This window comes from Kitasatospora sp. NPDC101155 (assembly GCF_044768305.1).
Lineage (GTDB): Bacteria > Actinomycetota > Actinomycetes > Streptomycetales > Streptomycetaceae > Kitasatospora.
The window spans coordinates 149,454-171,625 of the sequence record NZ_JBIWPN010000004.1 but is presented as its reverse complement, the minus strand read 5'-3'; the positions used below and the strand labels follow the sequence as shown (position 1 = coordinate 171,625).

General features: G+C 72.8%; 17 protein-coding genes and 1 pseudogene. 11 read left to right on the top strand and 7 right to left on the bottom strand.

Translation table 11 applies throughout. The features are described 5' to 3' along the window. Positions 1–47: 47 nt before the first annotated feature. The 3 genes and pseudogenes from ACIRYZ_RS07495 to ACIRYZ_RS07485 all read left to right on the top strand — a co-directional run. A pseudogene (locus ACIRYZ_RS07495) lies at positions 48–224 on the top strand (Imm21 family immunity protein); the annotation flags it as partial. Positions 225–366: 142 nt separating this feature from the next. Then, the gene (locus ACIRYZ_RS07490; protein ID WP_402940845.1) at positions 367–987 is read left to right on the top strand and encodes an L-threonylcarbamoyladenylate synthase; all 621 of its coding nucleotides are present in this window, start codon (positions 367–369) and stop codon (positions 985–987) included. Positions 988–1,365: 378 nt separating this feature from the next. After that, on the top strand, positions 1,366–2,490 hold the full coding sequence (locus ACIRYZ_RS07485) for a PP2C family protein-serine/threonine phosphatase (RefSeq protein ID WP_402940843.1): 1,125 nt from the start codon (positions 1,366–1,368) through the stop codon (positions 2,488–2,490). Positions 2,491–2,549: 59 nt separating this feature from the next. Here ACIRYZ_RS07485 and ACIRYZ_RS07480 read toward each other — a convergent pair whose 3' ends face one another. The 4 genes from ACIRYZ_RS07480 to ACIRYZ_RS07465 form a co-directional block, all read right to left on the bottom strand. After that, positions 2,550–3,701: a substrate-binding domain-containing protein gene (locus ACIRYZ_RS07480; protein WP_402940840.1), complete on the bottom strand. Its 1,152-nt coding sequence runs from the start codon at positions 3,699–3,701 to the stop codon at positions 2,550–2,552. After that, positions 3,698–4,762, bottom strand: coding sequence for an ABC transporter permease (locus ACIRYZ_RS07475; RefSeq protein ID WP_402940837.1), 1,065 nt, complete (start codon positions 4,760–4,762; stop codon positions 3,698–3,700). Before ACIRYZ_RS07475 ends, ACIRYZ_RS07480 begins: the two co-directional genes overlap by 4 nt. Beyond that, complete coding sequence (locus ACIRYZ_RS07470; protein WP_402940835.1) at positions 4,759–6,321, bottom strand: sugar ABC transporter ATP-binding protein; 1,563 nt, start codon at positions 6,319–6,321, stop codon at positions 4,759–4,761. The genes ACIRYZ_RS07475 and ACIRYZ_RS07470 overlap by 4 nt, the downstream gene beginning before the upstream one ends. Before the next feature lie 79 nt (positions 6,322–6,400). Beyond that, positions 6,401–9,256 (bottom strand): SpoIIE family protein phosphatase, encoded by a 2,856-nt coding sequence (locus ACIRYZ_RS07465; RefSeq protein WP_402940832.1) that lies wholly within the window; start codon positions 9,254–9,256, stop codon positions 6,401–6,403. A gap of 171 nt (positions 9,257–9,427) precedes the next feature. Between ACIRYZ_RS07465 and ACIRYZ_RS07460 the strand changes: the two genes are divergently transcribed. After that, positions 9,428–10,336: a cyclase family protein gene (locus ACIRYZ_RS07460; RefSeq protein WP_402940830.1), complete on the top strand. Its 909-nt coding sequence runs from the start codon at positions 9,428–9,430 to the stop codon at positions 10,334–10,336. Between the two features lie 55 nt (positions 10,337–10,391). On the opposite strand, the gene ACIRYZ_RS07455 is transcribed toward ACIRYZ_RS07460, so the two are convergent. Further along, entirely contained in the window at positions 10,392–11,006 is a 615-nt protein-coding gene (locus tag ACIRYZ_RS07455) for a hypothetical protein (protein ID WP_402940827.1), read from the bottom strand. A 299-nt stretch (positions 11,007–11,305) separates the two neighbouring features. On the opposite strand from ACIRYZ_RS07455, the gene ACIRYZ_RS07450 reads away from it, so the two are divergent. Beyond that, positions 11,306–12,466: a PP2C family protein-serine/threonine phosphatase gene (locus ACIRYZ_RS07450; protein ID WP_402940824.1), complete on the top strand. Its 1,161-nt coding sequence runs from the start codon at positions 11,306–11,308 to the stop codon at positions 12,464–12,466. Between the two features lie 25 nt (positions 12,467–12,491). Here ACIRYZ_RS07450 and ACIRYZ_RS07445 read toward each other — a convergent pair whose 3' ends face one another. Then, positions 12,492–13,523, bottom strand: a complete 1,032-nt coding sequence (locus ACIRYZ_RS07445) for an alcohol dehydrogenase (RefSeq protein ID WP_402940822.1) — start codon at positions 13,521–13,523, stop codon at positions 12,492–12,494. A gap of 318 nt (positions 13,524–13,841) precedes the next feature. Here ACIRYZ_RS07445 and ACIRYZ_RS07440 point away from each other — a divergent pair, with 318 nt between their 5' ends. The 5 genes from ACIRYZ_RS07440 (at position 13,842) to ACIRYZ_RS07420 (ending at position 20,655) form a co-directional block, all read left to right on the top strand. Further along, a complete protein-coding gene (locus tag ACIRYZ_RS07440; RefSeq protein ID WP_402940819.1) occupies positions 13,842–15,317 on the top strand; it encodes a ferritin-like domain-containing protein in 1,476 nt (491 codons plus the stop codon). Positions 15,318–15,358: 41 nt separating this feature from the next. Next, positions 15,359–16,768 carry a hypothetical protein gene (locus ACIRYZ_RS07435; RefSeq protein ID WP_402940816.1) on the top strand — a complete coding sequence of 470 codons (1,410 nt, stop codon included), beginning with the start codon at positions 15,359–15,361 and terminating at the stop codon, positions 16,766–16,768. 501 nt (positions 16,769–17,269) lie between these two features. Further along, positions 17,270–17,617 carry a LodA/GoxA family CTQ-dependent oxidase gene (locus ACIRYZ_RS07430; RefSeq protein ID WP_402940815.1) on the top strand — a complete coding sequence of 116 codons (348 nt, stop codon included), beginning with the start codon at positions 17,270–17,272 and terminating at the stop codon, positions 17,615–17,617. Positions 17,618–17,658: 41 nt separating this feature from the next. Beyond that, a complete protein-coding gene (locus tag ACIRYZ_RS07425) occupies positions 17,659–19,047 on the top strand; it encodes a radical SAM protein (RefSeq protein WP_402940812.1) in 1,389 nt (462 codons plus the stop codon). A 150-nt stretch (positions 19,048–19,197) separates the two neighbouring features. Continuing rightward, positions 19,198–20,655, top strand: a complete 1,458-nt coding sequence (locus tag ACIRYZ_RS07420; protein ID WP_402940810.1) for an NAD(P)/FAD-dependent oxidoreductase — start codon at positions 19,198–19,200, stop codon at positions 20,653–20,655. Between the two features lie 89 nt (positions 20,656–20,744). On the opposite strand, the gene ACIRYZ_RS07415 is transcribed toward ACIRYZ_RS07420, so the two are convergent. Then, positions 20,745–20,879 carry a hypothetical protein gene (locus ACIRYZ_RS07415; RefSeq protein ID WP_402940807.1) on the bottom strand — a complete coding sequence of 45 codons (135 nt, stop codon included), beginning with the start codon at positions 20,877–20,879 and terminating at the stop codon, positions 20,745–20,747. Positions 20,880–21,343: 464 nt separating this feature from the next. On the opposite strand from ACIRYZ_RS07415, the gene ACIRYZ_RS07410 reads away from it, so the two are divergent. Further along, a complete protein-coding gene (locus tag ACIRYZ_RS07410) occupies positions 21,344–22,006 on the top strand; it encodes an NADPH-dependent F420 reductase (protein WP_402940804.1) in 663 nt (220 codons plus the stop codon). Positions 22,007–22,172: the final 166 nt, after the last annotated feature.

Genomic DNA, 22,172 nt, shown 5'->3' with positions numbered 1-22,172 from the left:
TCAGCAAGGTCCCCATTCCGCAAGTACCAATAGCCTGACTCACCGATATGAGCAACAGTCCCAAAGTCCTTCGTCATGGGCGTGATCTGGCCCGGGTGCGATCCGTGGGCGGTCCGCTGGTCGTCATCCCGGTGTCCGCGTTGCACTTGTGGGGTGGCTGCACCGTGGACGGCGTGATCCCCGGAGGCACGGACGAGCCGGCCGACTACGACCGTGCGTGCTCCGTCGAGGACTCCAGATCGGCGGGCGCGTCCGGGTCACGGATCTGGGTGGCGCCGAGGTTCTACGCCGCGCCCCGGCGGCCCGGCAGAGTGCGCGGTGTCGCGGCTGCGCCGATCGGTGGCCGGGATCCCGTAGGGTCGGCCAATGGCGAAGTACTTCGACGTGCACCCAGAGTCCCCCCAGCCGCGCACCATCAGCACCGTGGCCGACAGTCTCCGGTCCGGGGCCCTCATCGCGTACCCGACCGACTCCTGTTTCGCCCTGGGCTGTCGGCTGGACAACCGCGACGGCCTCGAACGGATCCGGTCGATCCGGCGTCTCGACGAGCGCCACCACTTCACCCTGATGTGCGTGGACTTCGCGCAGCTGGGCCAGTTCGTCCAGCTCGACAACAACGTCTTCCGCGCCGTCAAGGCCGCGACGCCGGGCAGCTACACCTTCATCCTCCCTGCCACCAAGGAGGTTCCCCGCCGCCTGTTGCACCCGAAGAAGAAGACGGTGGGAGTCAGGATCCCCGAGCACACCGTCACCAGGGCCCTGCTCGCCGAACTCGGTGAGCCCCTGGTCTCCAGCACCCTGGTTCTCCCCGGTGAGGACGAACCGATGACACAGGGGTGGGAGATCAAGGAGCGGCTCGACCACGTGCTGGACGCCGTGGTGGATTCGGGCGACTGCGGCACGGAGATGACGACGGTCGTCGACTTCTCCGGCGGCGGGCCGGAAATCGTCCGGCGCGGGGCCGGCGACCCCACGCGCTTCGAGTGACGGGCCAGGCCCCCTGCTCGACCCCGTCGGCAGGCGGCAGTGACTGGTATGCCGTGATGATTGATGTATGTGTGTACAGGCGGATCACGAACCGGACGACACCCGCCACCGGGAGTCCGGGGTCGCACCGCCGCACGTCGCGGCGCCCTCCGCGGCTGTCGGGCTCCCGCCGCCGTCCGGACGGATGCTCTCCGGCGTGCTGACGGACCCGCCGCTCGTGGGGCCGCGGCGGTCCGCTTCGCCCTCCCGGGCCCGGCCGGTTCGCCGCGGCTTCCCGTTAGACCGGGCGCACCGCCACCGGAGCGCCCGGTGAGGCTCCCGGGCCGCGGCGGGGCCGACCGGCGGCGTGGGACTGAGCCGGGTGGGACGGAGCCGCGGGTGCCCGCCCAGCCGGCCTGGATACGCTGGCTGCCGGCCATCTACGTCGCGGTCATCCTGGCGCTGGAACCGATCACCCCCGTGCAGTGGCCGGTGAGCTTTCTGCTCATCGCCCTGCCCGTCGTCGCCGCCTACGCCCACGGTCCCGCCTTCGTCGCCGCCGTCACGGTCTTCGCCGTGGTCTTCGAAGGCATCCTGGCGGGCACTCCCTGTTGCGCGGGCCGCGACGTGGGCTATCTGTGGGAGCGCCACTACGTGGCCACCTACTTCTCCACGGCACTGGTCGGGATGCTGGGCGCCCTGCTGGCCGCCCACCGAACGCGCCGGGAACGCACCCTGGCCACCGTGCGCTCGGTGGCCGAGACGGCGCAGCGCGTGCTGCTGCGTCCGGTCCCCCACCTCCTGGGCCGCATCAGCATCGAGACCCTGTACCTGTCGGCAGCCGCGGAGGCCCGGATCGGCGGCGACCTCTTCGAGGCGATGAGCACCGCGCACGGTGTGCGCCTGCTGATCGGCGACGTCCGGGGCAAGGGCCTGCTCGCGGTGGAGACGGCCGCGGCGATGCTGGCCGCCTTCCGCGAGGCCGCCTACGACGAGCCCGATCTGCCCGCGGTAGCGCGGCGGTTGGAACGGAGCATGAGCCGCCGGGCCGCCCAGCTCCCCGGCAGCGAGGAACGCTTCATCACCGCTGTGCTCGCCGAGATTCCCGGCGACGAGCCCGTGGTCCGCATCGTCAACTGCGGTCACCCCCCGCCGCTGCTCATCGACCAGGGCCGGGTCAGCGAACTGGCCCCGCGTGATCCGTCACCGCCCCTCAACCTCGGTGTGCTGCTCGGCGGCGACTACCACGTCGACGTCGAGCCCTTCCGTCCGGGCGACCAACTGCTGCTGTACACCGACGGCGTGACCGAGACCCGCGACCGCACCGGAGCCTTCTACCCGCTCACCCGGCGTGTCCGCGACTGGACCGCCCTTCCGCCACGCGAGCTTCTGAACCACCTGCACCGGGACCTGATCGCGTACAGCGATGCCGCCCTCGACGACGACATCGCCGTGCTCCTCGCGCACCGGCTCCCGGAGGGGAGGAGCCGGGCGCGCACACCGAACCCGCCCGGGACGAGGTGAAGGGCGGGCTCGGCGGCAGCGGCGGCGCCCGACAGCGCGGGGCGTCGGCGCCGCCCTCGCTACCTGCCCCAGATCGTCCGGTACGCCTGGCGGTAGCCCACCGGGTCCCAGGAGGTCGCTCCGCCGCTGTTGGCGGCCGTGGTGATGTGGACCGGGGCGACGTAGCCACTGGCCGGCTGGTGGGAGAAGGCGCGGTTGAACTCGTCGACGATCTGCCAGCCCTGCTCGGTGAGGGGCTCGGGGACGGTGGCGGCCTGGAACTGCCTGCTGTCGATGCGCTGGAAGGCCGAGGGGTCGCCGTCGCCCGCGGCGATGTTGTACGGGGCGCCGTTGCCGGGCCTGCCGGCCGCGCGCAGGGCTGGCGCGGCGTCGGCGAAGTACAGGTCGTTGATGGCGACGGAGTGCGTCCACCGGCCCTGGAAGCGGGCGAGGAGGGCGGAGACCGCCTGGGGGGTGCGGCTGCTCGCGTCCGGGATGGGGATGTTCTCGGAGGACAGCAGCCGCACGCCGGGGCAGGTGGCGAGGCCGTCCTTGATCAGTTGGGACTTGTTCCTGGCGAACGGGACGGAGTCGTCGGTGAAGACGACGACTCCGGCGTTGCCGTTGGAGTCCGCGATGACCCAGTCCGCGCTGAGCCGTGCGACGGCCTCGACGCTGGTGGTGATGTTGCTGAACAGCGGGGGGTTCGTACTCGGCCCGGGGGCCGCGACCGCGTGCCAGCCGACGAGCGGGATGTGTGCCGCGGCGGCCTGCGCGACCTGCTGCGAGGTCAGACCCGGGTCGAAGCCGCCGATGACGATGCCCGAGGCTCGGAGGTTGACCGCCTGGCCGAACGCCGCCTGGATGCCGGCGGGCGTGCCCTGCCCGTCGATCACCCGGACGCTCCAGCCGATGACCGTCGCGGCTTCGATGAGGCCCCTGACCACACCCGCGACGCCGGGGTTGGTCATGGTCTGGGCGACGTAGACGATGGTCCGGTCGGGAACCGCCCCGGGGCCGCTGGTGGGGCCGTTCCAGGGGACGTCGACCTGCTCGGCCTGCTGGACGTCCGCCTTCGCCCTGGCGAGGGTGCCCGCCGGGCAACCGGCCACCGACGGCCCTGGGACGGGGGCCCCGGTCCCGGTCGACGGGCCGCGCTGGCAGCCGTCCAGGGCGGTGCCCGCCGTCGCCAGCACGACTGCTGCCAGCACGGTCGCGGCACCGCGCTTCACGGCGTGTCCCGGGGGGAGGCCGCGTCCTTCGACGGCGGTGTGAGCGGACCGCGGTTCCCGACGGCACCGGCCCGCAGCCGGCGGCGTGCGGAGTAGCCGGCCAGGCCGACGGCGAGGAGCAGCGTCGCGCCGTTGAACAGCGGCACGGCCCAGAAGTCGGCGCCGAGCTGCCCGATGCCGGCCAGACCGATGGCGAGGACGGCGACGGCGGCCACGGTGCCCAGGGCGTTGGCGCGTCCGGGCTTGATCGCGGTGGAGCCGAGCAGCGCGCCGACGAACGCGGGCAACAGGTAGTCCAGGCCGACGCTCGGGTTGCCGATCTGCTGCTGCGCGGCGAGCAGGATCCCCGCGAGAGCGACGACCAGGCCCGATCCGGCGAAGGCGTAGACGCTGTAGCGGCGGGTGGGGATTCCGACGAGTTCGGCGGCGCGCGGGTTGGAGCCGATGACGTACAGGTACCGGCCGAGCGGCAGCCGCTCCTGCAGCAGCCACAGGACGGCCGCGAGCGCGAGCACGTAGGAGGCGGACACCGGCAGCCCGAGGAACGTGGAGTCGTAGAGGTCGGTGAAGGCGACCGGCAGACCGCCGGTGCCGGGGAGAACCCGGGCGCCGCCGGTGATCCAGCCGGTGAAGGCGTACAGGATGCTGCCGGTGCCGAGCGTGGCGATGAAGGAGTCGATCCGCCCGAACTCGACGATGACACCGTTGAGGGCCCCGAAGGCCGCTCCGCCCAGGATCACGGCCAGGCAGGCGAGCGGCCAGGGCCAGTCGCCGTCGACGATGAGCCGCAGCACCCCGACGTGCGCGAGACCGAGGCCGTAGCCGATGGACAGGTCGAAGTTGCCGGTGGCGATGGGGATCGTCGCACCGAGCGCGAGGATGGCGGGGATCGACTGGTTGGACAGGATCGAGGAGACGTTGTCGAGGGTGGGGAAGGTGTTCGGCCGCGCGACGGAGAAGATCAGGAACAGCAGAACGGCGAGGGCCGGCAGGCCGTAGCTGCCGATCAGGTGTCCGCGCCGACGGCCCTGCGGGGATCGGCGGGAGGGGGGCTCGGTCATCGGCCTGTCGCACGCCGGTCGCCGTCACCGCCGGTGACGGGAGGCATGGCCGAGGCGGCGGCGGTGAGTTCGGTGACGGTGAGGGCCGCACCGGTCAGCTCGGCGGTCACGCTCCCGCGGACGAACACCAGGGCACGGTGGCACACGGTGGCGACCTCCTCGAAGTCGGTGGAGACGAGCAGGACCGCGAGGCCGTCGGCCAGCGCCTGGTCGAGCAGCCGGTAGAGCTCGGCCTTGGCCCCGACGTCGACGCTGGCGGTCGGCTCTTCGAGGATCAGCAGCCGCCGGCGCACCCCGAGCCACCGGCCGACCATGATCTTCTGCTGGTTCCCGCCGGACAGCGTGGCGATCGGCGCCTCGCTGTCGCGGGGGTGCACCGAGAACCGCTCGATCAGGGCGGCGGCCCGGGCCCGCTCGCGCCGGGGGCTGATCCGGTGCAGCGCCGACCGGCCGGTCAGCCGGGGGTTCGCCAGGAGGTTCTCACGGACCGTCAGTTCGGCGGCGCAGCCCTCCTCCTGGCGGTTGCCGGTGACCAGGCCGACGCCGGAGTCGACGGCACCGGCCACCGTGCGCGGGGCGTACGGTCGGCCGTCGAGCAGGGCCCGACCGCCGAGGATCGGACGGGATCCGGCGAGGGCGCGGCCCAGGTCGAAGTGGCCGGCGCCGGTGAGGCCCACCGTGCCGAGGATCTCGCCGGCGCGCAGCTCCAGGCTGACCGGCCCGGTGTTCGTGGTCCGCACCGCGTCGAGGCTCAGCACCACCGGGCCCTCGGCGGGGCTGACCGGAGCGGCCCGGTGGCCGACCGGTTCTCGGCCCACGATGTCGTGGACCAGGCGCCGACGGCTGTAACCGGCGAGCGGGCCGACGCCGATCAGACGGCCGTCGCGCAGGACGGCGACGGTGTCGGCGACCTGGTGGACCTCGTCGAGCCGGTGGGTGACGTAGACGATGCCGTGCCCTCGGTCGCGCAGGGCGCGCAGCACGGCGAAGAGCCGGGCGCAGTCCGCGGCGGGGAGGCCGGCGGTCGGCTCGTCCAGGACGATGAGCTCCGCCCGCGTCGCCAGCGCGCGGGCGATGGCGACCAGCGAGCGCTCGGCGGGGGCGAGGTCGGCGATCCGCGCGTCGGCGTCGAGGTGTCCGGCGATCAGGGCGAGGGCGTCGGCGCAGCGCTCCCGGGTCCGCCGCCAGGAGATCAGCCCGTGACGGCGCGGGTAGCCGGCGACCAGGGCGACGTTCTCGGCGACGGTCATCCACTCGACGAGACCGAGGTCCTGGTGGATGAAGGCCATACGACGGGTGGCGGCCTCGGTGCCGAGCGGGTGCCCGGCCACCGTCACCTCGCCCTGGTCCGCGTGGTGGATCCCGGCGAGTGTCCGGATGAGGGTGGACTTGCCGGCGCCGTTCGGACCGAGCAGGGCCAGGACGCTGCCGCGATGGATGTCGAGGTCGATCCCGGCCAGCGCGGGAGTGCCGCCGAACTGCTTGCCGAGGCCGCGGATGCGGACGAGTGGGCCGTGGCTCGCGGGTGGGCCCGCCAGGGGGTCGGGGCTGTGGTACATGGACCACCGTTCCTACCAGCTCGGCTCGGCCGCCGTGGTGTTGACACGCCACGGTGGCCGTTGGCGCCCGGAGGGCGGGTCATCCGATCTCGGGAATGTCGGCGAACTGGCTCTCGAAGAAGTGGCTCTCGAAGAGGTCGGGGACGCCGTCGGACGCCTCCAGGGCGCATTCGGCCCAGATGACCTTGCCCCTGGCCGTGTAGCGGGTGCCCCAGGCCTGGGTGAGCTGGGCTACGAGGAACAGGCCGCGGCCGCCCTCGTCGGTGGTGGCCGCGTGGCGCAGGTGGGGGGCGGTGCTGCTGCCGTCGGAGACCTCGCAGATCAGGGCGCGGTCGTGGATCAGACGGACCTGGATGGGCTCGATGCCGTAGCGGATGGCGTTGGTGACCAGCTCGCTGAGCAGCAGTTCGGTGACGAAGGCGGTCTCGTCCAGTCCCCAGTCGCTCAGCCGGCGGGCGGCGGCGGCGCGGATGTCGCCGACACGGGCCGGGTCGGCGGGCAGGTCCCAGGTGGCGATCCGGCCGGGGTCGAGGGCGTGGGTGCGGGCGACGAGCAGCGTGACGTCGTCGGCCGGGTGCTCGGGCACCACGGCCTCCATCACCGTGCGGCAGATGTCCTCGGGTGAGCGGTTCGGGTGGGCCAGGGCGGTGCGCAGGCGATCGAGGGCCGCGTCGGGGTCGCGGCGGTGGTCTTCGAGGAGTCCGTCGGAGTAGAGGACCAGCTGGCTGCCTTCGGGGAGGTGCAGCTCGGCGGTTTCGAACGGCAGGCCGCCCAGGCCGAGCGGGGGCCCGGCGGGGAGGTCGGGGACGGTGACCGTGCCGTCCGGGTGGACCACCGCGGGCGGCGGGTGACCGGCGCGGGCCAGCGTGCAGCGCTGCGAGGTCGGGTCGTAGACGGCGTACAGGCAGGACGCGCCGATGATGCCGTCGTTGCCGGTGGCGGGCTCCACGCCGTCCTCGTCCCGGTCCAGGCGCCCCACGAGGTTGTCCAGGTGGGTGAGCAGTTCGTCGGGGGCGAGGTCCAGTTCGGCGAAGTTGTGCACGGCGGTGCGCAGGCGGCCCATGGTGGCGGCGGCGTGCAGTCCGCGGCCGACGACATCGCCGACGACCAGGGCGACCCGGGCACCGGAGAGGGGGATGACGTCGAACCAGTCCCCGCGCACCCCGGACTCGGCGGGCAGATAGCGGTGGGCGACCTCGATGGCGCTCTGCTCGGGCAGGCTGCGCGGGAGCAGGCTGTGCTGCAGGGCCAGGACCATGGCGTGTTCGCGGGTGTAACGGCGGGCGTTGTCGATGCAGATGGCGGCGCGGGTGGCCAGCTCCTGAGCCAGTGAGCGGTCGTCGTCCCCGTAGGGGGCGGGGTTCCGGGCGCGGTAGAAGCCGGCGATGCCCAGCACGACCCCGCGGGCCAGTAGCGGGACGGTGATGAGGGAGTGGACGCCGTACACGAGGAGGCGCTCGGCCGCCTCGGGGTCCTGCGAGATCCAGCCGGCGGCCCTGCGCAGATCGGGTTCCAGCTCCGCCTGCCCACTGGCCAGGCAGCGGCGGTGGGGCGTGGTGGGGCTGAGGTCGACCCGTGCGCCGACCGGGTAGAAGGGGCAGTCGGTGCGGATGCCGTGGACTACCGTGCGGTGCAGCTCGTTGACGGGGTCGGTGGGCTCCTCGCCGCGCAGGACGGTCTCGGGCAGGTCGATGGTGACGTAGTCGGCCAGCCGCGGGACGGCCATCTCGGCGAGTTCCCAGGCAGTGCGGGTCACGTTCAGGGTGGTGCCGATGCGGGTGCTGGCCTCGGACAGCAGCTCCAGGCGGCGGCGGGCCGCGACGGCGTACTGTCCCACGCCCGGCTCGCCCAGCAGCAGCAGCCTGGTGGCCGCGTCGGGCGCGGGGCCGAACGGCGCCTTGGCCCCGCGGTCCGGTGCGCCGCCCTCGGGGTGCCGCGGCGGTGGGGCGGCGGCGGTCATGGCGGGCGCCGGGACGCCGGCCGGCCGACCGGCCTGGTCGGGGGCGGCGGGCCGGGGCGACGAGTCGCCGTGCAGGATCGCCTCGATGACGAAGCCCTCCACCCCGCACTCGCTGGCCATCGGGCGGCTCAGCAGGGTGACCCGCCGCCCCTGGGAAAGGGTCACCTCGACCGCGGTGCGGCGGGCCGCGGAGATCAGCTCGGTGGCCATCTGTTCGAGCAGTGTCTGGTCGTGCCGGTCCAGCCCGCTTCGGGGCAGTTCGTCCATCCCGACCGGGCGCCCGTCCCCGGCCGCCTGGTCGGTCCGGGCGCGGCGCCTGGAGCCGAGGTACGCGCGCAGCAAGGTGCGCTCCCGCGCCGAGCTCTGCGCCAGCAGGCGCCGCTCGATGGCGGTGGCGGCCTTGCGGATCAGGTCCGCCAACTGCGGGTCCGCGTAGGCGGGCGGATAGCCGAAGCAGAGGACGCCCTCGATCCGTCCGCTGAGGGGGTCGCGGACGGGAACCGCCGTACAGGCGCTCGACTGGCCGCGCTCGGCGAAGTGCTCGGCTCCGGAGATGTGGATGAGCCGCCGTTCCGTGAGCGCCAGCCCGATGCCGCTGGTCCCGCCGTACTGCTCGGCGAACACGAAGCCCGGGACGCTCTGGATCGCGGGCAACTGCCTGACCATGGACGCATCGCCGAAACGGCGCTGCAGCACCGTCCCGTCCCCGTCGGTCAGGGCCACGTTCATCCGGCTGCCGGCGAACCTGGAGGCCAGCCGGTCCAGCACGGGCCTGGCCGCGCGGACCAGCCGGCCGTCCAGATCGATGTCCGGCCGGTACGGGAGCTCGGACCCGTCCGGGGAGATCCCCATCGACTGGCAGCGTTGCCAGGAGTTCAGGATCAGACTCCGCACGCCACCCTCGACCGGTTCACCGAGCATGAACCGCTCACGGGCCCGTACGGGGCCGATCCCCACCTCATCCAAAGCTGTCATGGCCGCCACAGCGCTCACATTTCCGTGGAGCTGCACCCTTTCGATGCAATATTAGGACTTTGCCCGTTCTGTGGTGTTTGTCACCGGATCGCGCATGCTCCCCGAGCACGGTGGCGGTATCGCGACCGTCACCGCATCATCGGCAGAGCGGGGGCCAGGTTGAGGAGTGCCATGACCAGTGTCAACGGGCCGGCGATGACCCGCGACGAGTTCGACGCGCTTTTCCGGCAGTTGCGCCGAGACCATCTCCCCGAGCCGGTCGAGGCGGGGCGGCGGGTGGCGGCCGCCGGACTCGTACGCACGGGTGAGGTCGTCGCCATGGGGCGGCCGTGGGACAGCGTGCCGGGGCCCGACAACCGCAGGCCGGCACTGCACCAGATGACCGAACTGGCGGACGTCACGGCCCCCGAGCCGACCGTGCACCGGGACTTCATCGCCTCCGACTACCACGGCAAGGCGCAGACGCACCTGGACGCGCTCTGCCACATCGCGTACGGCGGACTGCTCTTCGCGGGAGTGCGGGCGCGGGAGGTGTTTTCCTCGCAAGGTGCCGCCTACGGCGCGGTGACCGACCTGCTGCCCGGACTGGTGGGGCGAGGAGTCCTGCTGGACGTGCCACGCCTGCGCGGCACGGCCTGGCTGGAGCCGGGAGAGGCGATCGGCGGCTCGGAGCTGCTGGTCTGCGCCGAGCAACAGGGCAGCCCGCTCCGCCCCCAGGACATCCTCCTGGTCCGCACGGGCCACCTCGCCCGACGGCGGCGGCTGGGCGCGTGGGACCCGGACGACCTCAGCGCGGGACTGCACCCCGGCGCGATGCGCGTGCTGAGTGAGTCACAGGCCTCGGCACTGGGCAGCGACGGCGACAGCGACGTGCGCCCGAGCCCCGTCGACGGCGTCCACTCACCGGTCCACGTGCTGGCCATCACCGCCCTGGGCCTGTCGCTGATCGACAACCTGGACCTGGAGCCGCTGGCCGAGGCGTGCGCGCGCACCTCGCGATGGGAGTTCCTCCTCGTCGCCGCGCCCCTGAACATCCCCCGCGGCACCGGCTCCCCGGTCAATCCGCTCGCGGTCCTCTGAGCGCTCGCGGTCTTCTCGGCGGGGCCGGGAGCCGGCCGTGCTCCGAGCGGCGCCGTCACCACTCGTCGTAGTCGCCGATCACCCGGAAGCTGCCCACGGCGCCGTCGCCACCGAACATGCTCCCGTGGGCGGTACGGGTCACCACGCCGTTGGTGGCGCCGTAGGGACCCACGGTGGTGACCGGAGAGCCGCCGTCACAGGAGAATCCGCGGTAGACCTCGACGACCTTCCGGCTGTCGTTGAAGACGCTGAAGCTGGTGGAGCCCAGTCCGCTGGCGGCGGTGATGCATCCCTCGGAGTCGGCGGAGTAGGTACGTTCGTTGAAGTAGATCCTTCCCGCTTCCTCATGGCCGTGGCCGCGTCCGCGTCCGCCTTCATGGCGGTCGCCGCCCTCGTGCTTCTCCCCGTTCTCGCCACCGCCCTTCTCGCCGCCGCCCTTCTCGCCGCCGCCGCCCGCGACAGCCGCGGCCGGGGCGGCTTGCTGGACGGGCTGGGCCGCCCGCTGAACGGACAGGGGCTCCGCCGGGTCGACCTGTTCGACGGGCTGGACCACCTGCTGGACGGACGGGGGCGCCGAGGTGAATCCGGCGAGGGCATAGGTGATACCGGTGGTTGCGAGGGCCGCCGCTCCTATTCCGGCAGCGGCCACGGCCAATGTGCGCCTGCGCATGTCAGTGTCTCTCTGTCTCACGGACGTCGGCCGGGCGACCGACCCGCGATGAACGTAACGAGAGCCCTTATGGACTGTCATGTCGGACATGTCCAAGGTGTGACACCATGAGTCCAGCCAAGTGAAAATGCGGCAGATATCGCATACCGGTGAGATATCCACGCCTCGCAGGGCCTCTTCCCCGTTGAGATCCGTTCTGCGCGGGCGGCGGCACCGGAGCGGCTACGGTCGGTAAGTCAGTTACCACGCATTGCCCACACACACCTGCGCTCACCGACCCCCAGGAGCACAGTGGGGACATGGAAGTCCGAGCACGCGCGGCCCGCCACCAGCAGCGCGGACAACGGAGCTGGGTGCTGCTGCTGATCCCGCTCGCCCTCATCGCGGCGATCACCGTGGTCGATCTCCACTCCCCCACCAGCGTCCACCTCGGCCCACTCCTGGTGATCGCCCCCGCCCTCACCCCCTCGTTCGCCGGCCTGCGCCCGACCGCCCTCGTCGGGGCCCTGGCCATCGCCGCCCAGGTCCTCATCGCCTTCCTCCACGGCGGCATCGCCACCAACAACCACATCGCGCAGATCACCGCGCTGACCGTCCTGTGCGTCCTGATCGTCATGTTCACCGCCATCCGCGAACACCGGGCCAGACAGCTCGCCCGCGCCCAGTCGGTCGCCGAAGCCGCCCAGCGCGCCCTGCTGCGCCCGCTGCCCGACCAGATCGGGCCGCTTCAGATCGCCACGATGTACCTCGCCGCCGAAGAGGAGACACAGATCGGCGGCGACCTCTACACCGCCACCCGCACCGCGAGCGGCACCCGCATGGTCATCGGAGACGTCCGGGGCAAGGGCCTGGCCGCCGTCGGCGAGTCGGCCCTGCTGGTCAGTGCCTTCCGCCTCATCGCCGCACAGCACGACACCCTGGCGGACCTGGCGTCCACGCTCGACCACAACGTGGGGCGCTACCTCACCGACTTCGCCCAGGAGAGCGGCGACATCGTCGAGCACTTCATCACCGCGATCCTCCTCGACCTGCCCGACGACGAGCCCGTCGCCCGCATGACCAACTGCGGACACCCGCCGCCCCTCCTGCTGCGCGACGGCCGCGCGCTGCCCGTCGACTCCGTGCCGGCCGCTCCACCCCTCGGCGTGCACGACCTCGGCGACGGCAGCTACCCGAGCGACGACTTCCCCTTCGAAAAGGGCGACACGCTGCTGCTGTACACCGACGGGGTCACCGAGGCGCGCGACGAAACCGGCGAGTTCTACCCGCTCGCCGATCGCGCCGCCCACTGGACCAGGTGCTCCCCCGAGGCACTCGTCAACCACATCCGCCGCGACCTCCTCGCCCACGTCGGCGACCGCCTCAACGACGACGCCGCCGTCATCGCGATCCGGCGCGCCGAGCCCACCGCCGCCGAGCACGCCGAGCACTGTGGGAACCCGCCCCCTCCGCGAGAGTGAGAAGCTCCGGCGCGTCGATCTCCTGTCATCCCGTCCCGGTGGTGAGCACCATGCGGAAGCGGGCGGTGCCGGAGAGCATCCTCCGGTACGCCTCGTCGGCCTGGCCGAGCGGCGCGGTCTCGATCATCGGGCGGATTCCCTGCAGGGCACTGAACGCCATGGTGTCCTGGACGTCCTGCGCACTGCCGGACGGGTGGCCGCGAACGGTCCGGCCGCGCATGAGCAGCTGGACCGGGGTGATCCGCAGCGGCTCGCTGTCCGCGCCGATGACCACCAGTTCACCCCGGTGGGACAGCCCGTCCACGGTCGCCGAGATGGCGGCGGAGTTCGCCGCGGTGGCCAGGACGACCCTGGCGCCGCCGAGGGACTGCAGCGCGTCCGCGACGGGCGTGCCGGCCGTACTGTCGATGTAGTGGTGCGCGCCGAGCTGCTTGGCGAAGTCGGCCTTGTCGGCGCCGCGGGCGATGGCCACGGTCTCGAAGCCCATGGCGGCCGCGTACTGCACACCCAGGTGGCCGAGGCCGCCGATGCCGAGGACGGCAACGAGGTCGCCCGGCCGTGCGGAGCTCGTCCGCAGCCCGTTGTACGTAGTCACCCCGGCGCAGGCCATCGGCGCGGCGTCGGCGGCCGCCAGTGCGTCGGGGATCCGGGCCAGGGCGTCGACCGGCACCACCGCCGCCTCGGCGTAACCACCGTCGTACGCCCAGCCGGGGACCTTCAGGTTCAGGCACAGGACGAAGTCGCCCTCCCGACAGGGGGCGCAGTGCCCGCAGCTGCCGCCGAACCAGCCCACCGCCACCCGGTCGCCCACCTGCCAACCGGTGCTCTGCGTCCCCTCGCCGAGGTCGTCGATGCGCCCGGCGATCTCGTGCCCGGGGACCAGCGGGAACCGGACGCCCGGCAGCCCGGCGTTCACGAACATGGCGTCGCTGTGGCAGATCCCGCAGGCCTCCACGGCGACCCGTACATGACCGGGGCCCGGCCGCGGCACCTCGCGCTCGACGATCTCGAACGACCCGCCGACGTCGGCCACCTGTGCCACTCGATAGGTACTCATCCGGATTCCTCCCGCTGCACCGGCACGACCACCCCTCGGAACCAGCAGACCAGCTCGGGCCCGAACACGCTCGCCGAGCCCGGACCCGGAGCGCGACATCGGCCGCGACCCCGGTAGTGCGGGAGAACCCGCGCGCCCCGGCGCACGAGAACGACTCGTCCCTGCGCGTGTGCGCCCTGGTCCGTCCGGGTGTCATGGCCTGGACTACCGCTACCCGGCAGGGGAAGCTTCTGTCGCATGTCACTGAGGGTGACTGCGGGTGCTGCGCCCTGACTGTGGGCGCGCCGCCCCGATGCGTCGAGTCCAGGGACGGAACCCATGCGAACGAGGATCACCAGGCACCTGGAGGCCGCCTTCCCCGAGCTGGCCGTCGGTGTGAAGGCCGCGCCTGGACGCCGGCCGGTCCTGCCACCGGAGTTCAACTGGCGCGACTACACCGTGCTACTGCTGCACGTGGCCGCGGAGATCGAGCACTCGCTGATGGTGCAGTACCTCTTCGCCGCGTACTCGCTGGGCGGACCGCAGGTCCCCGAGCACCTGCGCGCGGACGTGCGGCGCTGGCAGGAGGTCGTCCTCGGCATCGCCAAGGAGGAGATGGGCCACCTGCTCACCGTGCAGAACCTCCTGGTCGCGCTCGGCGGCCCGGTCCACCTCAGCCGGGAGGACTATCCGTGGGGCACGGACTTCTACCCGTTCCCGTTCACGCTCCGGCGGCTCACCCCGGAGACCCTCGCCCGGTACATCTGCGCCGAGAGCCCGCCCAACTGGACCGGCGAGGAGGCCGAGCGGATCCGGCAGCTGGCCGCCGGCAAGCAGGGCGTGCCGGTGAACCGCGTGGGCGCCCTCTACGACCGGCTGACCGACATCCTGGGAGACCGCGGCCGGATCCCGGACGCCGCCTTCCAGGCCGAAACCCTTCCCTACCAGGCCTCCTGGAACGAGTGGGGCCGCGGCTACACCCTTGGTGAACGCGGTCGGGACGCCGGCAACGTGCCCGAGACCCAGTCCCCCGACCTGCTGATCGTCGGCGTCTCCTCGCGCGACTCCGCCTTGAACGCGCTGAAGCTCATCGGCGAGCAGGGCGAGGCGTTCCCCCCGCTCCAGGCCCCCGTCCCGGCGCCCGACAGCGCGGCCGGCACGGGCCCGGGGGAACTCTCCCACTTCTTCCGCTTCCTGACGGTCTTCCGCGAACTGGAGCGGCTCGACCCTTCCGACCAGGACGCCGTCGCACGGCCGGTCGCCGAGAACCCGCGCACCGACCACCGGCTCAACGAGGAGACCCTGGCCCTGACGCACGCGCTGGCCCTCGCACCCGACCAGCCGCGCCCCGAGGTCGCCCCCATCACCCACCCCGAGGCCGCCCGCTGGGGCCACCTGTTCAATCTGCGCTACCGCATGCTGCTGACCGACGTCGCGCACGCCTTCCGCCTGATCGGCCCGCTCGACAACGGCACCGCCCTGACCGCGCGCGGATCGCTGATCCACCGGACCTTCGGCGAGATGTACAACCTCCGGGCCGTCGCCGGGATGCTGCTCCAACTCCCGCTCGACCACGAGGGGTCCACCGGTCTGCTGGCCGGCCCGCCGTTCGAGATGCCGTACACGCTGGACCTCCCGGCGGGCGACCGTAACCGCTGGCTGCTCCAGCGCGACCTCACCGAGGCCTCGCTGCGCGCCGTCGACGCCCTGCTGCGGACGACGCTGACGGCCGAGGGCGAGGCGTACCTGCGCGCGCTGCGCGAGACCGACGTCCAGGCACGGGACTTCGTCGACCGCGTCCTGGCCGAGCGCTGAACGACCCCGGGGGAGCGACCAACCACCTACGAGGAGAGAGCGTGGCCATCAAGGAACTCCGGATTCTCCCGCCCCTGGCGATCGGCCGTCTCGGCGCGGCCGCCCGGCCGATGGACAACTACGAAGCGCTGGCGGACCCGCGCCGCCCGCTGGCGCCCCGACAGCTGCGACCGGCCCCGACCTTCGAGGTGGATCCGGACAGCGGCGCCATCACGTCGTACGAGGCCCCGCCCGAGCTGCGGTTCACCGAGAACGGCGACGTCCGGCCGGTCGCTCCGTTCCTGGAGGTCTGGGCGCTGACCTCGGAGCCCGGCCGGGAGGACGTGCTGGAGCCGCTGACCCTCGACCTGCTGGCCCGGCACGGGCTCGGCCCCGAGGACGTGCACTGGACGGTGCACGTGGGCAATCACAAGATCCACCGCCGGACCGGCGACGAGAACGACCGGATCGACGCGCAGGCCGGCCCGTTCCACGACCACGAGATGCACCCGCTGAACGGTACCTGCCCGAACTTCTGGGAAGGCCGGGAACTCCCACTCGGGCACGTCCGGTACCTCAGGCCCACCCCCGAGTTCCCCGGGATCCGGCTGCGCTTCACCCCCGCCGCCGGCCGCGTCTACGGCTCCGGCAAGGAGGAGCAGCCGACGCCCGACCCGAACGTGACGGCGTTCCTGTACGACGCCAACCGGGGCACCTGGCTCGGCTACCACGACGACACCTCCAGCCCCCGGGTGACCAACCCCTCCCAGATCTACGCCGGGTCCTCCGACCAGGACGGCAACTGGGTCAGCAAGGGCTATCTGGACGACGAGTGCGACGGCCTGGTCAGGTCGGAACTCACCGTCGACGGAACCCTGTTGAGCGCCTACGGCCGGATCGGCGCCGGCCCGCCGGCCTACGCCCCGGACAGCTTCCCGGTCCGCGCCGTCGCGGACGAGCTGGAGCAGGCCATGTTCGGACCCACCGTCACCGCCGACGAGGTCTCCCTGGCGGCCGCCGAGGAGGTGGTCCGGCGCGCCTTCGACACCGTCCGGCTGATGAACACGGCCGTCCTGAACGGCAACACGGTGAACGGCCAGGTCCGTGGCGCCTCCACCATGGTCGCCCAGGACACCAACGACACCGGCCGCCTGTACGAGCCGATCATGGCTCCGTCGCTGGTCGACCGCACCGCGCTGCTGAACCTGCACCAGCAGGTGCTCACCGGCCTGCGCAGCGGCACCGCGCCGTGGTTCGCCGATGTGCTGCGCGACTTCGACGAGGTCGGCGACCTGTCCGACAAGGGACGGCGCAAGATGCCGGCCCTGATGCGCGGCGCGGACGGTCGCTCCCTCGCGCTGACCCGCCGCCAGGTCGACCTCATCCGCAAGGTCGCCCAGCGGGCGATCTTCACCGACAACGGGCCCGACGGCGCCGCCACTTCGACCGCCGCCCCCGAGGAGCAGGGATGACAGAGCCCCGACCGATCACCTCGATCCAGCCGACGAACCTCTCGGCGCAGCTGCACTACCGGGCGCCCGGCAATCCGCCCAGCACCCTGGCGGCCGCGGCCATCTCCAACGCCTTCCCCGGCCTCGAATTCGACTTCCGCAACATCTGGCGCCGGATCTTCGAGGGCATCGAACTACACGAGGCGGACAACCTGGTGGTCCGGGCCGACACGGACCACCAGGTCCTCGAAGGCTGCCGGCTGCTCCGGGTGGCCGGTGAACCGTTGGTCGGCAGCCTGGTCGGCCCGCAGTTGCCCCGGGGGGCGTCCGGCCCGCTCACCGCGGCCGCCAACCCCGACGGCGTGACGATGCTGGAATGGTCCAACTCCCTCGCCAAGGTCCTGGACGCCCATGCCGGCCGACCGGTGACCTGCGAGTTCACCATGCAGCCGAGCGACAACCCGGTCGGCATCCCGGACGACCCGGCCAACACTACGCTCGGTCGACCTGGTCGTCCGCCCGTTGTTCGCCGTCAGCGAGGCGGCGCAGGACCGGCTGGCGGTGATCGACGAGCAGCTGGTGCAGCCCGGCGACCTCACCCGCAGCCTCTGCTCGCCCTGGCAGAACGACTACCGCGAGTGCGCCTGCTACTACTGGGCGGCCAGTCGGCCCGACTACGTCAACGTGGACGTGGACGAGCAGGGCGTCAGCGTCGGCAACCACTGGCTCTCGGTGCACCGCGAGCCCAGGGAGTACGTGCTCGACAACGGCCGGGACACCCGCCTTCTGACGTACGACGACCTCTTCCGGGAGTGGCAGCAGCACCTGCGGTTCATCGTCGGTGGCCGGGACTACCCGGACCACCGCTGACCGTCCGGACCATCCGGACCATCTCTGGCGAGGCCCATCAGATGAATCCCTCCCCCACCGGATCCGCGACCTGCGGACCCGCCCGCGAGCTGTTCGAGCTGTCCGCCCCGGCCAGCCCCGACCTCCATCTGCTGCGCACCGAGGTCGGCCGGCACGCCCTGGTGGTCAACGGCAGCCGCCTGTTCGACCTCGACGCGGACAGCTACCGGGCCCTCGACCGCGCCCGACACGCCGGGGACGGCCCCGAGCTCTCCCGACTGATGTCCGAACTAGGACTGGACGCACCGCAGTTGATCGACGACCGGCCGCCCGTCGAGCCGCCGGTACGCGCCCTGTCGCTCTCGGTGGCGCAGAAGTGCAACCTCGGCTGCACCTACTGCTACGCCCAGCAGGGCAGCTTCGGCAAGACGCCCACCAGCATGCCGGTCGAGACCGCGCTCACCGCGGTCGAGCTGCTCTTCCGCTCCGCCGCACCGGGCGAGCGGGTGAACCTCTCCTTCCTCGGCGGCGAGCCGCTGCTCAACCGGCCCGTCGTGCACGCCGCCACCGAGCACGCGGCCCGGCTCGCGGCGGAGCGCGACGTGCCGGCCACCTTCTCGATCACCACCAACGGCACCACGGTGACGGCCGCGGACGCCGACTTCTTCGAGCAGCACGGCTTCGCGGTGACGGTGAGCCTGGACGGCACCCAGCAGGTGCACGACTCGCTGCGCCCGTACCGGGGCGGGCAGGGCAGCTTCCGGAAGGTGATCGCCAATGTGACCCCACTGCTGGCGACGCAGCGCCGGATGCAGGTCTCCGCCCGGGTGACGGTGACTCCGCACAACCTCGCCCTGCGGGACACCCTGGACTCCTTCGTCCAACTCGGCTTCCACAGCGTCGGCTTCTCGCCACTGCTGAACTCCCCGACCGGCCGGGGCGAACTGACCACCGCCGATCTGGAAGTGATGCTGGATCAGATGGTCACCTGCGGTGAGGAGTTCGAACGGCAGGTAATCGCCGGCCGCCGCTACCCGTTCGCCAATCTGGTCAACGCGCTGCGCGAACTCCACCGGGGCACCCACCGCCCGTACCCCTGCGGCGCCGGCGCCGGGTACCTGGGCGTCTCGGCGGAGGGCGAGCTCGCCGCCTGCCACCGCTTCGTGGGCGATGCCCGGGGCGCGATGGGCAGCCTCGACCGGGGCGTGGACCGCGACCGCCAACTGGCCTGGCTGAGCGAGCGGCACGTGCACCGCCAGGAACCGTGCCGCTCGTGCTGGGCGCGCTACCTGTGCGGCGGCGGCTGCCACCACGAGGTGATCGACCGCGGCCGCCCCGCCTGTCAGTACATCCGCGGCTGGCTGCACTACACCCTGGGCGCGTACCACCGCCTGCTCGCCCGGAGGCCCGACTGGTTCCTCCCCGGGCCGGCAACCGGGACGCCGGTGTGAGCGAGCGGAGCGAGCTCGCCATTGAAGGGTGCGCGTGGGCGAATGCCTCTGCCGAGCGAAGCGAGGCGGGCGCGTGAGCGAGCGGAGCGAGCTCACCGTTGAAGGGTGCGCGTGGGCGAATGCCTCTGCCGAGCGAAGCGAGGCGGGCGCATGAGTGTCGGGGCGGCGCCCGCCTCCCCGATCGACACCGAGATCTGCGTCCTCGGCGCCGGACCGGCGGGGGCCCTGTGCGCCCGGCGGCTGGGCGAACTCGGCCACCGGGTCCTGCTCGTGGAGCGGCATCCGTTCCCGCGCCCGCACATCGGCGAGGCACTGACGCCGGCCGTCTGGCCGCTGCTGGACAGCCTCGGGCTGCTGCCCGCCGTACGCGGCGCTGGCTTCCTCACCCCCACCTGGTCGAGCGTGCGCTGGGCGGACGAGCAGGTGCGTCGGGTTCGCCTGCCGGCCGGTACGTGCGGACTCACGGTCTGCCGCGGACGATTCGACCAACTCCTCCTGGACACCGCCCGAGCCGCCGGCGTCACGGTGCTCCAGCCCGCCCGCGCCCACCGGCCCGACCGCCGCGCCGAGGGATGGGAGGTGCCCGTCACGACGCCCGACGGGGCCCGGCTCCTGCGCGCCCGGTTCCTGGTCGACGCCACCGGGCGGTCGCGGATCCTCGGCGGGCGCGTGACGCGCACCGGCCCGCGGACCGTCGCGCTGTACGCGGCCTGGCAGGTCGAGACCCGGCCCAGCCCGCCGACCTGCCTGGAGGCCGGGCCGCACGGCTGGCTGTGGGGCACGCCCCTGCCGAACGGAACCTACCGGGCCATGGCCTTCACCGACCCGGAACAGCTGCACCGATCCGGCGTCCGCCGCTCCTCCCTCGCCGGCTTCCTGCGGAGCCTGCTGGGCGGCTCCGAACTGCTGCGCGGACTCGCGGGAGAGCGGCCCGCGAGCGCGGTGGCGGTCTGCGACGCGACCGGCTACCACGACCTCGACCCCGTTGCCGAGGACCGCATCAGCCTGGGCGAGGCGGCCTTCGCCCTCGACCCGCTCTCCTCCTCCGGGGTGGACAAGGCCCTGCAGACCGCCATGGCCGGGGCGGTCACCGTGCACACCCTGCTCGACCCGGGCGGCGACCGGAAGGCCGCGCTGGCCTACTACCGCGACAGCCAGCTCTCCTCGGTCGAACAGCACGCACGCTGGACCGGCGGCCACTACGCGGAACACCTCCCGCACCGGGGCAACAGCTTCTGGCGCCGACGCGCCCGGCCGCTCCCCGCCCCCGGGCCGGCCGCCTCGCCCGCGCCCTCGCCCTCGCCCCGCACGAGCCTGGCCGCGCTGATGCACCGGCGGGTCCGACTGGCACCGGCCGGTCGGCTGACGAGCACCCCCTGCGTGGTGGGCGACCAGGTGGCACTCCGCCCCGCGCTCACCCACCCCGCGCTGCCCCGGCCGGTGGCCTACCTCGGTGGGCACGCACTCGCCCCACTGGCGGAAGCCCTACGTGGCGAACACACACTCGCCGAGGCCCTACGGGCCTGGGGCCGCACCCTGCCGGCCGAGCAGGCCCTGGCCGTCGCCGCCTGGCTGTACGAACGGGACCTGCTGGTGCTCCAGCCGTGACCGGCACAAGGGGCGCCTCCCATCGTGGCGACGCCACGCGAGGTCGGCCGGGCCGCCAGGATGCCGTGGCCGGCGCCCCGGGGACGGCGTCAACGGCGAGAACGGTGAAGGAGGTCCACGCCGGCGCCCACGAATCCGCCGAGCGCCACGGCGGGGATGATCGACGCCGTCCAGGGCCCGCCCGCCAGCACGCCCGAGACCACCACCAGCGCGAAGACAGCCACGGCGACCGCCCGGGCCGCGGTGGATCGGGGCAGTAGCGGTACCGGATTCCCGTTCCGTCGGCGCCGATTCACCTTGACAGCTAGCAGAACCGCTGCGACCGCGAGGAGCGGCGGCGCCAAGTCGTGGGTCATACGAACGGACGCTACGCGAAAGTCGTCAGGATGTCATGGGCGGTGGACAGTTGGTCGAGTCGCACCGGGTCGTCGGTTCGCAGGGGGTGGTGCGGCACGGGCAGGCGTCGATCCGCGCGGGGCGCCGGGCCGTCACGAAGGCCTCGGGGAGCCCGTCGATGAGTTCGTGCGGTGTCGCGCCGTCCGTCATGCACATCATGAGACAACTCGGCCGGCCGGGTGGATCCGGTACGCCGTCCGGCGGGGACTCGGGTCGAGGGGAACAGAACCGGTCACCGCCTGGTTGGGGCAGGTCGACGAGCTTGTGGCACTCCCGGAACGAGGGCTTTCCCATGAAGATCGGCATCATCGGCGCGGGCAACATCGGCGGCAACCTGACCCGGCGGCTGACCGCGCTCGGGCACGAGGTCTCGGTGGCCAACTCCCGCGGCCCGGAGTCGCTCAAGGCACTGGTCGAGGAGACCGGCGCGACGGCGGTGACGGCAGCCGAGGCGGCAAAGGGCGCGCAGGTCGTGGTGGTCACCGTCCCGTTGAAGAACGTCCCGGCCCTGCCCTCCGGGCTGCTGGACGGCGCGGCCGAGGGCGTGGCGGTGATCGACACCGGCAACTACTACCCGCAGCAGCGCGACGGCCGGATCGACGCGATCGAGGACGGCGGGCTGACCGAGAGCCGCTGGACGGAGCAGCACCTCGGCCACCGGGTGGTGAAGGCCTTCAACGGCACCTACGCCCAGGACCTGCTGGAGCGCCCCCGCCCGGCGGGCGACCCGGAACGCCTCGCCGTGCCGGTCGCCTCCGACGACGAGGCGGCCAAGCGTGTGGTGCGCGCGCTGATCGACGAGTTGGGCTTCGACACGGTGGACGCCGGCGGGATCGACGACTCCTGGCGCCAGCAGCCCGGCACCCCGGTGTACGGGCTGCGCGAGGGCGTCGCGGCGGTCACCCGGGCGCTCGCCGAGGCCTCCCCGGAGCGCCCGGCGGCCCATCGGGCGTAGCGCCGGCGGGGCACGACCGGACGGCGTGACCGGCAGGGCGTCGCGGGCCCGGGGGGGGGGGGGGCCCCCCCCCCGGGGGGGGGGGGGGCGCGGGGGGGGCGCGCGGTTTTTGTTACCCCGGGGGGGGGGGCGCCCAACAGCGGGGGGTGATATGGAGGGAGATATC